The organism is Paenibacillus sp. RC21 (assembly GCF_044907935.1).
In the GTDB taxonomy this organism is placed as follows: Bacteria; Bacillota; Bacilli; order Paenibacillales; family Paenibacillaceae; genus Paenibacillus; species Paenibacillus terrae_A.
The window spans coordinates 82,049-95,405 of record NZ_JBIYCS010000012.1 but is presented as its reverse complement, the minus strand read 5'-3'; the positions used below and the strand labels follow the sequence as shown (position 1 = coordinate 95,405).

15 protein-coding genes, 1 rRNA gene and 1 riboswitch are annotated in these 13,357 nt (G+C 46.1%); of the genes, 14 read left to right on the top strand and 2 right to left on the bottom strand.

Translation table 11 applies throughout. From position 1 onward, the window contains the following. Positions 1-90 (top strand): 5S ribosomal RNA (rrf, locus tag ABIA61_RS24905); the annotation flags it as partial. Positions 91-320: 230 nt separating this feature from the next. Next, positions 321-740 (top strand): hypothetical protein, encoded by a 420-nt coding sequence (locus ABIA61_RS24900; RefSeq protein WP_283654036.1) that lies wholly within the window; start codon positions 321-323, stop codon positions 738-740. Positions 741-1,079: 339 nt separating this feature from the next. On the opposite strand, the gene ABIA61_RS24895 is transcribed toward ABIA61_RS24900, so the two are convergent. After that, a complete protein-coding gene (locus ABIA61_RS24895) occupies positions 1,080-1,604 on the bottom strand; it encodes a hypothetical protein (protein ID WP_283654037.1) in 525 nt (174 codons plus the stop codon). A gap of 404 nt (positions 1,605-2,008) precedes the next feature. Between ABIA61_RS24895 and ABIA61_RS24890 the strand changes: the two genes are divergently transcribed. The 10 genes from ABIA61_RS24890 (at position 2,009) to rsmI (ending at position 9,933) form a co-directional block, all read left to right on the top strand. Further along, the gene (locus ABIA61_RS24890; RefSeq protein ID WP_283654038.1) at positions 2,009-2,194 is read left to right on the top strand and encodes a sigma factor G inhibitor Gin; all 186 of its coding nucleotides are present in this window, start codon (positions 2,009-2,011) and stop codon (positions 2,192-2,194) included. A gap of 145 nt (positions 2,195-2,339) precedes the next feature. After that, on the top strand, positions 2,340-3,923 hold the full coding sequence (locus ABIA61_RS24885) for an aminotransferase class I/II-fold pyridoxal phosphate-dependent enzyme (RefSeq protein WP_404581394.1): 1,584 nt from the start codon (positions 2,340-2,342) through the stop codon (positions 3,921-3,923). 102 nt (positions 3,924-4,025) lie between these two features. Then, positions 4,026-4,673 (top strand): dTMP kinase, encoded by a 648-nt coding sequence (gene tmk / locus ABIA61_RS24880; RefSeq protein WP_404581393.1) that lies wholly within the window; start codon positions 4,026-4,028, stop codon positions 4,671-4,673. A gap of 74 nt (positions 4,674-4,747) precedes the next feature. Then, on the top strand, positions 4,748-5,077 hold the full coding sequence (locus ABIA61_RS24875) for a cyclic-di-AMP receptor (protein WP_007427998.1): 330 nt from the start codon (positions 4,748-4,750) through the stop codon (positions 5,075-5,077). Between the two features lie 201 nt (positions 5,078-5,278). Further along, positions 5,279-5,722: a YaaR family protein gene (locus ABIA61_RS24870; RefSeq protein ID WP_283657493.1), complete on the top strand. Its 444-nt coding sequence runs from the start codon at positions 5,279-5,281 to the stop codon at positions 5,720-5,722. A gap of 151 nt (positions 5,723-5,873) precedes the next feature. Further along, a complete protein-coding gene (gene holB / locus ABIA61_RS24865) occupies positions 5,874-6,869 on the top strand; it encodes a DNA polymerase III subunit delta' (RefSeq protein WP_283654041.1) in 996 nt (331 codons plus the stop codon). Positions 6,870-7,007: 138 nt separating this feature from the next. Beyond that, on the top strand, positions 7,008-7,808 hold the full coding sequence (locus ABIA61_RS24860; protein WP_014279023.1) for a PSP1 domain-containing protein: 801 nt from the start codon (positions 7,008-7,010) through the stop codon (positions 7,806-7,808). A gap of 27 nt (positions 7,809-7,835) precedes the next feature. Further along, positions 7,836-8,210, top strand: a complete 375-nt coding sequence (gene yabA, locus ABIA61_RS24855) for a DNA replication initiation control protein YabA (RefSeq protein WP_014279024.1) — start codon at positions 7,836-7,838, stop codon at positions 8,208-8,210. Positions 8,211-8,299: 89 nt separating this feature from the next. Continuing rightward, positions 8,300-9,055 (top strand): tRNA1(Val) (adenine(37)-N6)-methyltransferase, encoded by a 756-nt coding sequence (locus tag ABIA61_RS24850; RefSeq protein ID WP_283654042.1) that lies wholly within the window; start codon positions 8,300-8,302, stop codon positions 9,053-9,055. Next, positions 9,052-9,933, top strand: a complete 882-nt coding sequence (gene rsmI, locus ABIA61_RS24845) for a 16S rRNA (cytidine(1402)-2'-O)-methyltransferase (RefSeq protein ID WP_404581392.1) — start codon at positions 9,052-9,054, stop codon at positions 9,931-9,933. The genes ABIA61_RS24850 and rsmI overlap by 4 nt, the downstream gene beginning before the upstream one ends. Positions 9,934-10,057: 124 nt before the next feature. Here the strand turns inward: rsmI and ABIA61_RS24840 are convergent, their stop codons facing one another. Beyond that, complete coding sequence (locus ABIA61_RS24840; protein ID WP_007428005.1) at positions 10,058-10,312, bottom strand: AbrB/MazE/SpoVT family DNA-binding domain-containing protein; 255 nt, start codon at positions 10,310-10,312, stop codon at positions 10,058-10,060. 330 nt (positions 10,313-10,642) lie between these two features. Here ABIA61_RS24840 and ABIA61_RS24835 point away from each other — a divergent pair, with 330 nt between their 5' ends. After that, complete coding sequence (locus ABIA61_RS24835; RefSeq protein WP_283654044.1) at positions 10,643-11,926, top strand: HD domain-containing protein; 1,284 nt, start codon at positions 10,643-10,645, stop codon at positions 11,924-11,926. 41 nt (positions 11,927-11,967) lie between these two features. Beyond that, on the top strand, positions 11,968-12,738 hold the full coding sequence (locus ABIA61_RS24830) for a TatD family hydrolase (protein ID WP_283654045.1): 771 nt from the start codon (positions 11,968-11,970) through the stop codon (positions 12,736-12,738). A gap of 201 nt (positions 12,739-12,939) precedes the next feature. Continuing rightward, positions 12,940-13,220: riboswitch (cyclic di-AMP (ydaO/yuaA leader) on the top strand. Positions 13,221-13,357 lie beyond the last annotated feature (137 nt).

The following is a 13,357-nucleotide window of genomic DNA, read 5'->3' as shown; positions in this document are numbered from 1 at the left end:
CACGTACCCATCCCGAACACGACCGTTAAGCCCTCCAGCGCCGATGGTACTTGGACCGCAGGGTCCTGGGAGAGTAGGACGTCGCCAAGCAAAAGAAAGAAGGACCATGATCTCCTTGAGATTGTGGTTCTTTTTTTGCGTACGTATATTTTAGAAATGCTCTTACAAAAGGAAGGTAACATTTTTGTTACGGAATGTTATTGGAAACCCGGTATAATATAGGTACTGAATCCCATATACACACGCTGCGTTCTTGCAGAATTATGCAAATTCTTGAATTGGGTTTGTATAGTGAATCAAGCTGGTAAGGAGGGAAGATCATGCGGCGAAATAAATGGCTTGCTCTATTGGTGCTATTCAGTGTCGCTGTCGCGATCCTTACCGGGTGCGGGACAGAGGAGCCTTCTTGGACATCGTTTGAGGGTGCAGCGAACGAAAAAACGTTTCCTGTCCCTAAAGAAGCGAGTAAAACTGATCGGGCTAGCAGTAACTCAGACATGGACTATGTACGCTATGCATTACCGGCTTTGAAGGAAAGTGATAGCTTGCCTGCTCCCTATCTGGAGGAAATTGCAGCCTGGGGCTGGACGGAAGAACCGAATCTATCAACTTTTAATCAAAAAGTATTCCTGAAAAATAAACTTATGGTGCACTTGTCTGTGCATGATGGTTCTTTTACTGTATTGGTCCCGAAGGATGGTAAAGCTGCTGCGAAAAGCAAAAGTGTAGATCTTAATTAGTAATTCGCGGTTCTCGACCTGGATACAGGGGGCTACGGACATAGGGCTGCTTTAGGTAAGTCACAAGCGACCTCGAATGTAGCAGATAAGATGCTGTGTATAATGAACGATAAAGCTGGATATAAGGAAGCACTCAAAACTGCTGTTAAGTAGATGGGGCTTCCTTTTTTATATTGATTGGTATATTAGAGTGTTAAAGATGGTAGTGTGGAATGGTGAGGGAAATAAAAAGGAACAACCTTATAGGGCTGCTCCTTTTTTAATATGCGGTTCTAGCTCATGGGAGATATGCCAGATCAGGTATAAGCTTCTATCTATATGGATAGATGAATGGCTAGTCTACTGCTGATAATATGAGGCATCTTCATCGGTGAACTTCAACATGCCATCTTTCCTTTCGCCTGTAAGACGGCTCAGGATGTATAGGCGCGGTGCAATAAGCCACAGATGCCAAAAGAGCAAGGATACAGTAAAGGCTGGCGGAGACCAGAGAATGAATACAGCGGACAAGCAGATGCCGATCCATAGCGTATGTATATGCACACGGCGAAAGAGGCCGTAGCCTATGTACTGGTCTGTCATATAACCCAGCCAAGGCAGCTTGCGGTGAAATGCCCAGCGCTTGCGGAAGGATGTTTTGCTTATGAACAGTACAGATCGGGAGATCACGAAGTGTACCCATAAGGTCAGGAAGAAAGCTAGAGCAAACAAAAACAGGCTAGTCCATGAAAAGGCAAGAAGCAGGAAAAGAAGCATAATAACAGGCAACGAGATGTGACTCCATATCAGCTGACGCGGAATACTGATTTTTTTAATGAGCTTGTAGTGATAGTAGGTAGCTTTGGTTCCGGTTTCCTCTGTCATGCAAACAGTCCTTTCATTAATCTACTGCATCACAAATGGCTTCTCGACCGCCCACAGCCGGAAAAAGGGACGGTGCTGCGCTCATGCGGCTCTGACAAGCACTAAATTGCTTGGGTAAGGCTATAGAATGATCGGCTTCTAGTGTGAGCCAACCTATTCTATAATTACAGGGAAAAGCTATTACGAATGAAGTATGAAACGGCTCCAATGAAAGGGCATCCATATGTAGGAGCTTTTCTTATTATATCGGCATAGAAGGCTGTTTTTTAAACATGTCGGTACAAACACCATAAGGGCTCACATGGAATATATATAGAGTATATCGTCGAGCTGGGCTATGAAAAGGTTTAAAATAGTAGAAAGTGCCCCATACTAATAGTAAAAGAAACAAGGGTGGGATGGATATGCATGATCAAGGCGGCCACCGCTGCATTATATGCGGACAACACAAGCATGAAGGCATCTATATCGTTTCCGAGTTTATCTGCGATGCGTGTGAAGCTGAAATGGTACGCACGGATGCGACAGACGCCAAATATCATTTTTTTATTGATCAACTAAAGCAAATTTGGGTACAGAAAAATGCATAATATCCTTTGTCAGCAAGTCTTTAAAGGGTTAGTATTCCAAGGCCTGTCGGTACGGGCTTTTTTTTCTGTGAGTAAAAGTAGGATTCCGCTTGATTTTACGATAAAATAGGGAAGATATAAAGCTTTGTTTCGGAAGGATTGCAGAATGATGGGGAAAAAGGCTTCACACGCACCATTAATGGAAGCTCTATTACGTTACCGGGCTCAAAGCAATGCTTCTTATCATGTGCCTGGCCACAAAAATGGACAAGTATATGAAAATGAAGATATTGCATCTCTCTTGAAAGAAGTAATGTCTATTGATGCGACCGAAATTACCGGACTGGACGATTTGCATCACCCTGAGGATGTGATCCGTGAGGGTCAGGAGCTGGCGGCGATGTGCTTTGGTGCAGAGGAAAGCTTTTGGCTGATTGGAGGAAGTACAGTCGGTAATTTGGCAATGATTTTGACCGTGTGTACGGAACCAGGGGATTTACTGCTAGTACAGAGAAATGTACACAAGTCAGTCCTGAATGGTCTTATGCTGTCCGGGGCTGCTGCGGTGTTCTTGGAGCCGGAAATAGATACGGCCAGCGGGCTTGCGGTTGCTCCGTCGCCGGATACGATACAGACCGCATTAAAAGCCTATCCTTCCGCCAAAGGCGTACTGCTTACGATGCCTAACTACTACGGGATGGGACATAACCTGACAGCGACGGCCAAGGCTTGTCATGCGGCCCATGTGCCTCTGTTGGTGGATGAGGCGCATGGTGCCCATTACGGGCTGCATCCCCGTTTGCCGGCTTCTGCTTTGTCCTGTGGGGCTGATGTGGTCGTCCAGTCAACACATAAGATGCTACCAGCCATGACTATGGGGGCCATGCTACACGTGCAGGGAGGACGGATCAATCGGGAGCTACTTCGTCAGCGGCTGGCAATGGTACAAAGCTCCAGCCCTTCGTACCCGCTCATGGCTTCGCTTGATTTGGCAAGGCGGCATATTGCGGTTCATGGGGCGAATGCTTTTACGGAAGGCTTGGCGGCAGCAGATACTTTTAGAAAAGCTCTGAAGCAGCTTCCACGCTTTCGTCTCGTAGAGCCTATTCAGCAAGCGCCTCAGGGGAATGAAGCCCAAGGGGGCATTACAGAGCGCTTGGAGAGGGATGGGGAGAACGCGGGCGGATATTCGACCCATGACCCTTTTAAAATGGTGCTGTACGATGCATTTGGTGTACTGGATGGCTTTGGCTTAAAGCATGGGTTGGAAGCGTATGGCTGTATTCCGGAGATGAGTGACGAAAAACATGTTGTTTTATTGTTTACGTTAGGCTCCACGATTAAAGATGCTAATCACCTGTTGCAGGCTCTTGTGCATATAAATGATGATATACGGTTTAAGGAGACGGCTGGTGGGCCGGGTTCTATGCAGAAGGAGCAACGCGGACCAGATTTAGATTTTTCCACGTGGAACAATGATGGTGCGATGGTTTATTCTAGTCCGGTGCAGTTTGGGCTTCAACCGGTTAAACCGGATCAGATGGAGGTAGTAGCTGTTGAGGACTCTGCGGGCAGGGTGGCTGCGGAAATGATTATCCCGTATCCTCCAGGTATTCCACTGTTATACGCAGGAGAAACAATCACGGAATCAATAGCTAAACGAATGAGACGTCTCTGTGAGCTGGGAGCCAAATGGCAAGGGGCAGCAGATGATAGGTTGCTTACAATTCGGGTATTCCGTTTAAAATAAAGATTAGATGTTGGAGACTTAACCAATAAAGAAGACTGAATAAAAGAAGCATACGAGCCTGTAGGTGACTCTTATTTTTCAGGCTGGAAAGCAGGGAATGGCATGAATCGCAAAGGAATTTTTATTACGCTGGAGGGGGGAGACGGCTCCGGTAAAACAACGATGATCCAACGGCTGGCCAAGTTTATGGAGGAAGAAGGCTATCCAGTTATTACGACGAGAGAACCGGGTGGTATCGAAATTTCGGAAAAGATCCGCTCTATCATTTTGGACCCTGCCCATACAAGTATGGATGCCCGGACAGAAGCGCTTCTATATGCGGCAGCCCGGCGTCAGCATCTGGTGGAGAAGGTAAAGCCAGCTATTGAAGAGGGAGCTATCGTATTATGTGATCGTTTTGTGGATAGCAGCTTGGTCTATCAAGGGTTTGCGAGAGGGATCGGGATGGAGGAAGTGGCTTCGATTAATCGTTTTGCGGTGGATGATTGGGAGCCGGATGCTACATTTTATCTGGATATCGAACCTGAATTGGGATTGGCCAGAATTCATGCGTCCCGTGGAGAGGGAATGGATCGCCTCGATATGGAGAGTATATCTTTTCACCATAAAGTACGAGAGGCGTACCTGGAGCTGGCCCGCAAATTTCCGGAGCGAATTACGATTGTGGATGCATCTCCCGCAACGGAGCAGGTAGAGCAAGTATTGAAGGATTTGCTGAAAAAGCGATTTATTCAAAACTTTAGCATGTAATTGTCGATGGATATACGGTAAAATTGAACTAGGGACTAGCTTGTTCCTAATATGGCTTGAAGGAGGAATACAGGGTGAAGCTGATTATTGCGATTGTGCAGGATAAGGATAGTAACAGATTATCCAGCGGACTGGTGAAAGCTAATTTCCGTGCTACCAAATTGGCGAGTACAGGCGGATTTTTGCGAGCAGGGAATACGACATTTATGATCGGTGTCGATGACAATCAGGTGGACTCGTTGATGAATGTCATTCGCAGCAGTTGCAAGGTACGTGAACAGCTAGTCACACCCGTTACCCCTATGAGCGGTACGACTGACTCCTATCTGCCTTTGCCTGTTGAAGTACAGGTGGGCGGAGCGACGGTGTTCGTGATGCCTGTAGACCGTTTTGAGCACTTCTGAATCTACACAAAAGGACCTATTCTGCCGATATGATAGGGGAATTACTTGTTTCTTGCCCGTATCATGGGAATAAGGAACAGATCCACTATAACGGTAGCGCCAAGGCGCAGTCCCTGGAAAGCCGCTATGTTCCCCCAGTTCTATGTTGAGCTGTTCATTAAAAGGGATAAGCGGAAGTATTCGGGGGGAAAGCAGGTTTATATGAAAATAAATCCGGGCTATCGCCCTTTACAGAGTACGTTGTCTACAAATGAAATGAATACGAAGCCGATCCAGCCCAAGAGCTTTTCCGATGTTATGCAGCAAAATGGGGAGCGGGCTTCGCATGAGGAACTGAACCGTCGCTTCAAAGAAATTCAGATGCAGGGAGACCGTCTGGCACGCTCGATGACGATTCGTGAGCTGAAGGCTTATAAGATGCTGGTTAAACGGTTCCTGGAGGATACGGTTCGGCGCGGTGTGTCTATGAAGGACACAAAGGGCTGGGATCGCCGGGGACGCAGCAAGCGGTATAAGCTGATTGATGAAGTAGATGAGCTGTTGCTCAAGATGGCAGATGATCTGCTCGAAACCGAGCAAGGCAAAATTGAGCTTTTGCAAGGAGTCGGTGAAATTAGAGGGCTGCTTATTAATTTCTCGTTTTAAATGTAGACTTCTGCCATAAACGAATACAAAAGGGCTGTCGCCACGAAGGAATAATCTGCTTGCTGCTGATGCTGGCAGATTATTTTTGACTATATTCATGTAGGTAACGGTTGGGAATATGGAAAAATAGCAGCAGAATAGGTGAGGAAATATGTCTTTCCAAAAGATAATGGGTCAGGATATAGCTAAAAAAATGCTGCAAAGCGCACTTCGGAATGAGGCGGTCAACCATGCCTATGTATTTAGCGGGCCGCCGGGAAGCGGACAGATGAAGATGGCGCAGACCTTTGCCAAAGCATTATTTTGTGAGCGAATGACGGATGATGCATGTGGCGAATGTCTGTCCTGTCGTAAGGTAGAGCATGGCAATCACCCGGATCTGTTTATCGTAGAGCCGGATGGAGCTACGATTAAAATTGACCAGATTCGCGGACTTCAGCGCATATTCTCTTACAAATCGGAAAGCTCCAAACCGAAGGTATATATTATCCAGCAGGCGGATACCATGACAGTGCAAGCTGCAAACAGCCTGCTTAAGTTTCTGGAGGAGCCTCAGGTTCCAGTGGTGGGTATACTCATTTCGGAAAATGGACAGGCATTGCTGCCTACGATCCAATCACGGACGCAGCAGGTCCCTTTTCATGCTTTGCAGCCTGAAGTGATGATGCAGGCCTTAATCGGGGAAGGATATACGGCAGGACTTGTCCGGTCGGCGGTTCACATTGCCTCGGGACTGGAATCATGTAGAGAAATTCTCCAGCAGAATTGGTTTGCAGAAATTAGAAACGTAGTGTTACAATTAGTGAAGGAGTCCATGAGCCGGGGAAGTTCGTCCATTATTCTCGCTCAACAGAAGATTTTTAAAACTGGACTTTCTGAACACCTGGATATTCTGTTTCATCTGTTTCATTTGTGGTTCAAGGATATGCTTCATTTCCGTTACGGAAGGCACGAAAGCATTGTTTTCATAGATCATTTGGAGTCCGTCTCCAAATTGGCAATCACCCGCAGCACGGAACAATGGGTCTCTTATATGGATTTGGCCGCGAATTGCAGGAAGAAGCTCCGTTTTCACGTCAATGGTCAATTGTGTGTAGAGCAGCTTCTGATTGGGTTGTCCGATACAAGCGGTTCCATCACCGGCTAACAGGAAGGCGCGCTTGTTCCACTCTGCACAATCCGCGACGCCAGGTTCCCGGTTTGTGCGACAGTGAGACTTCAATTGCGGCCATTCGTAACATGTCGGCTTCAAATGAGGTTTAGTGGCATACAAGGGGGTTAATTTTTGTATAGTGTAGTGGGTGTCCGTTTCAAGAAGGCGGGCAAGACTTATTATTTTGATCCGCTGGACCTTCCAGTGGAGAAAGAAAACTGCGTTATTGTAGAAACCGCACGCGGTATTGAATATGGCAAGGTTGTGGTGGGCAAAAAAGAAGTAAATGATTCGGACGTTGTCCTGCCCTTAAAGAAAGTCATCCGTATTGCCGGAGATGATGACGCTCTTGTTGTAGAAGAGAATAAACTGGCGGCCAAGGATGCATTCGGTACGTGTTTAAATAAAATCAAAGACCATGGCCTAAAAATGAAGCTGGTAGACGTGGAATTTACATTTGACCGCAATAAGATCATTTTTTATTTTACGGCAGAGGGCCGCGTGGATTTTCGGGAGCTTGTAAAGGATTTAGCCAGTATTTTTCGTACACGGATTGAGCTGCGGCAGATCGGAGTACGGGATGAGGCTAAAATGCTGGGCGGGATCGGTCCTTGCGGACGTATTCTGTGTTGCTCTTCGTGGCTGGGAGATTTTGAACCGGTATCCATTAAGATGGCGAAGGATCAGAGCTTGTCGCTGAATCCGACGAAGATTTCCGGGTTGTGTGGAAGATTGATGTGCTGTCTCAAGTTCGAACATGATAACTACGAGAGCATGAAGGAAGAATTGCCGCAGGTTGGCAAGATGGTCGTCACCTCTCTCGGAGAAGGCAAAGTCGTAGGCGTAAATGCTGGACATCGCACAGTACATGTTCAACTATTTGAGATTAGCAAGGTCAAGGAACTTCCAATGGACGATGTAGTCGTCAAGTAAACCATTAGGTTGCTTCGGGGTGGAAACTTGGATAAATTAAATGTTTTTGCGCGTATTCACGAAATGGAAACCCAAATGGGACAGTTGCATAGCGATCTGGGTGAATTGAAACTGGCAGTAAAAGAGCTGCTGGAGGAAAATCAACGACTAACGATTGAAAACGAACAGGTGCGCAAGATGCTCAAACGTGAAACCTCCAGAGAAGAAAAGACGGCAAAAAGGCCGAAGCTTTCTCCTCCGATCGTCATTAAGGATGAAGAGGAAACGGGTGAGGTTGTGGGCGAAGGCCACGACAATCTGGCAAGGCTGTATCATGAAGGATTTCATATATGCAACGTGTATTACGGACATTTGCGAACGGAAGGCGATTGCCTTTTCTGTCTATCATTTTTGAATAAATAAAAACAAGCCGTAGGAGCAAGGTGCCTACGGCTTTTTTGTAAGGAAGTATGGATTCAGAACGATTTGGGGTAAAAAGATGGGAGAGCGCTATGTACGAAAATGAACAGAAGTCTGAACGAATTGACGATCTATTGTCACATAATCTGCGTATTATCCAAAGTGATGAGGTGTTCAGCTTCTCCATGGATGCGGTTTTGCTAGCACGGTTTGCTGGTATTCCACAGCGTGGAAAGATTTTGGATCTATGTACAGGTAATGGGGTTGTTCCCCTGCTGCTAACGACACGAACCAAAGCAGCTATCGAAGGAATTGAAATTCAACCGCGTTTAGCAGATATGGCTAGACGCAGCGTCAGCCTGAATGGACTGGAGGCAGCGATTCAGATTCGGGAAGGCGATCTACGTGAGTTGGTTCAAATCACGGGACATGGTGTATATGATGCAATTACGGTAAATCCCCCCTATATGCCGCTAAACGGTAGCGATATTAAGCTAAACCCTCATCAGGCGATTGCACGTCATGAGGTGCATTGTACGCTGGAAGAGGTCATTCAGGCGTGTACCCGGCTTGTCCGTAATGGTGGTAAAGTGTCCATGGTTCATCGTCCGCAGCGGCTGGGTGAGATTATAACACTGATGCGTGCCAACAGACTGGAGCCAAAACGGATTCGATTTGTCCACCCACGGGCTCATATGGAGGCGAATATGGTGCTCATCGAGGCGCTATGTGATGGTAAGCCGGAGGTTCGTCTGTTGCCGCCGCTCATTGTATATCAGGAGAATGGGAATTATACTCAGGAAATAAGGGATATCTATGGAGAAGTAAGCAAGGGGGATTTACAGTGAAGGCAGCGGTGCAAAAAAGTTTTATAACCGGCGGAGAAGAACGGGGCAAGCTGTATCTCGTTGCGACACCGATTGGTAATCTGGACGATATGACCTTTAGGGCGATTAACACCTTAAAATCGTGCAGTATTATAGCAGCAGAGGATACGCGGCAGACGCGCAAACTGCTCACACATTTTGATATCACGCCGGAAATGCTATTCAGCTATCATGAACATAATAAAGCTGCCAGTGGGCCTGAGCTGATACGTTATATAATAGAAGGAAAAAATTTGGCATTGGTTAGCGATGCAGGTCTGCCGGCCATTTCGGACCCGGGTTCGGATCTGGTCAAGCTGGCGCTGGAAGCGGAAATTAGCGTTATTCCCATCCCTGGGGCAAACGCAGCATTGTCAGCTTTGATTGCCTCCGGACTGGGTACCGAAAGATTTACATTTGCCGGATTCCCTCCACGGGAGAAAAAGGATCTCGAGAGGCTGCTACAGTCATTTCAGGTATCACATGGCACGATCCTGTTTTATGAATCCCCTCACCGTATTGTGCGGACGTTGACGGTATTGAAGGAAACATTGGGGGAACGCAGAGTGGTGCTTGCACGTGAGTTGACCAAGCTGCATGAGGAATGGATACGAGGAACGGCGAAGCAATGCCTTGCCAAACTGGAGGAGCATCCACCGCTTGGTGAATATTGTCTGGTAGTTGAAGGGAAAAACGAAGCAGAAGAGGAAGAGGAGCGACAGGCATGGTGGCAGTCCTTATCTTTGGAGGCCCACGTTGCGCATTATGAGACTGAAGGGCTGACACGCAAGGACGCTATGAAGCGTACAGCTACTGATCGCTCCATTTCCAAAAGGGATGTATATAACGCTCTTTTATGAAAACTTCCATAAACAAAAAAGGGCCTTCCGACGGTTGGGTTCAAACCGTGGAAGGCAACAAGGAGTATATATGAAAAAGGTTAGAATTAACAATCTCTTATAAGTCTATTATATACTAAAAATCTTAGTTTGTCACAGGTGTTGGAATTTCTGAGATGCAATCTTGGCAAACAATTTTTCCTTTGAAGTAAATTACGTTCTCGGCATTACCGCAGAAGATACAAGCAGGCTCGTATTTTTTGAGCATAATGCGTTCGCCATCAACATAAATTTCCAAAGCGTCTTTTTCGCCAATACCCAATGTGCGGCGCAATTCGATTGGAATAACAACACGTCCGAGCTCGTCAACTTTTCTTACAATACCAGTGGATTTCATCATAATAAATCAGGCTCCTCTCGCCTTTAAAATAATATAAGTGTCATGATTCGACAAAATATTCTCTTTTCTGATATTTACTATACCAACGATTCCCAAAACAGTCAACCTTAAATATTTGCTAACAGGTTAATTATGCAAAAGTATTTAGAATAAAGAGCATGATGCGTGTGTATTACCTTATTTTATTGATGATTTTAGCCATTTGTCGATTTGGAAATGTCGAAAAGCTATAATTCGACATATTACGACAAGCGATGTCGAATGAAGGAGATCGTTTAGGATTTTATTGTATCTTAATCCATTATTCAGAATATTAAAGGAGCTGATATCTTGCACCAGCCACTCAGTGAAGAAAAAGTTTTTAAGGACCCGGTACATAACTATATCCATGTTCAGGATACAGTGATATGGCGTTTGATCAATACTCCAGAGTTCCAACGCTTGCGCCGCATTCGGCAGTTGGGTACATCTTATCTTACTTTTCATGGAGCGGAGCATAGCCGTTTTTCGCATTCGCTAGGTGTGTACGAGATTACACGGCGTATTATTTCCCAATTTGAACGCGGCGAATTTTCGGATTGGCCGAAGGAAGAAGGTTTAGTCGCGCTGTGTGCGGCTTTGTTGCACGATGTGGGGCATGGCCCGTTTTCCCATTCTATAGAAGAAGCCTTTCATATGAACCACGAGGATTGGACATGCCGGATTGTATTGGGGAATACGGAGATTAACGCTGTGCTGAGGCAAGTCGATGAGGAGCTTCCGGCGAAGGTGGCTGCGGTCATTGCCAAAACGTATGACAAGCCAATTCTCGTTAACCTGATCACAAGCCCATTGGATGCGGACCGTATGGATTATTTGCTGCGGGATGCCCACTCGACGGGGGTCAATTATGGCACCATTGATCTGGATCGTATTTTACGGCTGCTGCGTCCTCATAATGGAAGAATTGTTGTGAAGGAGTCAGGTATGCATGCGGTAGAGGATTATCTGATGTCACGCTATCAGATGTATTGGCAAATTTATTTTCATCCTGTAACGCGCAGCTCGGAAATTTTATTGCGTAAGATTTTCAAGCGGGCGAAGGAGCTGTTTAGAAACGGATATGAGTTTAGTTTTCTGCTGGAACCGTTGCCGGATCTCTTTCGGGGGGAGCTTACGGTGGAACAATATTTGATGCTCGACGAGTCTTTGATTCAGACAGTATTCAGTCAGTGGAAACAGGAAAAGGACGAGATTTTAAGTGATTTGAGCGCCCGTTTTATGGATCGCAAGCTGTATAAATATGTAGAGATTGAAAATATGGATACAGATACCATTGACGACATTCGGACAGCGCTGAAGCAGGTTGGTTTGCATCCCGAATATGATCTGGAAATTGATTTTCCGACGGATCTTCCTTATGATGTGTTTCGGCAGGGTGGCTCGACGGACAACCAGATTTTACTGCTTGGACGTAAAGGAGAAGTGAGAGAAATTTCCGAAGTATCGGAAATTGTGCGCTCCATTAGCGGTATTCACCGGGGTAAATATCACATGTACTATCCCCAAAACAAATTGGATGGGGTAAAGGACAAGCTTCCTGCCGAAATAAGGAATTATTTTGTCAAACAATAGACAAATGTATGCCAATAAAAGTAAATAAGGGGACATGAATTTTGAATTTATTTGACACTCATACCCATCTGGATGCGCCGCAATTTGACGAAGATCGGGAAGAAGTTATAGCACGTGCTGTCGAAGCGGGAGTAACCCGCATGATTAATATCGGATTTAATCGTGAGACGATTCCATCCACGATGAAATTAGCTGAGACGTATGATTTTATTTATGCGGCGATTGGATGGCACCCACAGGATGCGATTACGATGCAGGAGGGAGATATGGAATGGATTGTATCGTTATGCAGTCATAAGAAAGTCGTGGCGATCGGGGAGATTGGTCTGGATTATTATTGGGACACATCACCGAAGGATGTACAGCATCGGGTGCTACGCAACCAGATTGGACTGGCTCGTGAGCTGAACATGCCAATTGTCATCCATAACCGGGATGCGCATGAAGATATTGTTAAGATTTTGCGTGAAGAAAAAGCGAGTGAGGTTGGCGGAGTCATGCATTCCTTTTCCGGAAGCTGGGAGACGGCTAAAATGGTGCTGGATATGGGCTTTCACCTCTCTTTTGGCGGGCCAATAACGTTCAAAAATGCCAAGCAGCCAAAGGAGGTACTCGCACAGGTGCCGCTGGACCGTCTGCTCATTGAAACGGACGCTCCCTACCTAACGCCTCATCCGTTCCGCGGGAAGCGAAATGAGTCCGCACACGTGGGACTGGTCGCAGAGGCGGCTGCCCAAATCAAGGGAATTACGGTGGAGGAATTAGTGTCAATAACGACCCAAAATGCCTTGGAACGATTTGACATTAAGTGAAAAAGTGAAGAAATCGATCAAAATAAAGAGATAGACGAAGCTAATCATGAATTTGTTGCAGGAAACTCAAGAATATTACAATATTTTAACCGAATATTTTGAAAAATGTACTTGAAACCTGCTTTACAACATGCATAGAAACAGGATATCATCTTTTCAGTGAATTGTTGTTTGAGTGTAAACATCAACAGCTCATTTCATGAACCAGTCTCGCTGAGTCCCTTTTACAGGGAACGGGGGAACCGATATGGCTTACAGTACGTCCGGCGTATGGCAAGAAGGGAGCGTCTCTTCCGCCAGCCGGCTCGACCGAAATCCTTTCCCGGATGGGATTGAACAGGTGGAGGGGCCGTATTTCGATTTCTTTCTGGGTCTTCGGGGTGAATGTGAAGGCGACCGCCATGAGCGGTTGACCCAAGCTAGGGCGTCTCTCTACGTCCGAACCCGACAGCTAACCCCGTAAGCGTAACAAGAGAGAAGCCATCTCGTGCATGATTTTTCCGCATATTCGCACATGCCGGAAGCCACGAAAGAGCTCTCTAGTCTCTTTCTCTGGCTTTTTTTGTTGTGAATAAAAGAAAATCTGTCATCATACTGTGATTAAACAGGGGAGGACAGC

Excerpts from the sequence above, each read along its gene's own strand:
- ABIA61_RS24900 (WP_283654036.1), top strand. The coding sequence starts at position 321 with ATGCGGCGAAATAAATGGCTTGCTCTATTGGTGCTATTCAGTGTCGCT.
- ABIA61_RS24895 (WP_283654037.1), bottom strand. The coding sequence starts at position 1,604 with ATGACAGAGGAAACCGGAACCAAAGCTACCTACTATCACTACAAGCTC.
- ABIA61_RS24890 (WP_283654038.1), top strand. The coding sequence starts at position 2,009 with ATGCATGATCAAGGCGGCCACCGCTGCATTATATGCGGACAACACAAG.
- ABIA61_RS24885 (WP_404581394.1), top strand. The coding sequence starts at position 2,340 with ATGATGGGGAAAAAGGCTTCACACGCACCATTAATGGAAGCTCTATTA.
- tmk (WP_404581393.1), top strand. The coding sequence starts at position 4,026 with ATGAATCGCAAAGGAATTTTTATTACGCTGGAGGGGGGAGACGGCTCC.
- ABIA61_RS24870 (WP_283657493.1), top strand. The coding sequence starts at position 5,279 with ATGAAAATAAATCCGGGCTATCGCCCTTTACAGAGTACGTTGTCTACA.
- holB (WP_283654041.1), top strand. The coding sequence starts at position 5,874 with ATGTCTTTCCAAAAGATAATGGGTCAGGATATAGCTAAAAAAATGCTG.
- ABIA61_RS24850 (WP_283654042.1), top strand. The coding sequence starts at position 8,300 with ATGTACGAAAATGAACAGAAGTCTGAACGAATTGACGATCTATTGTCA.
- ABIA61_RS24840 (WP_007428005.1), bottom strand. The coding sequence starts at position 10,312 with ATGATGAAATCCACTGGTATTGTAAGAAAAGTTGACGAGCTCGGACGT.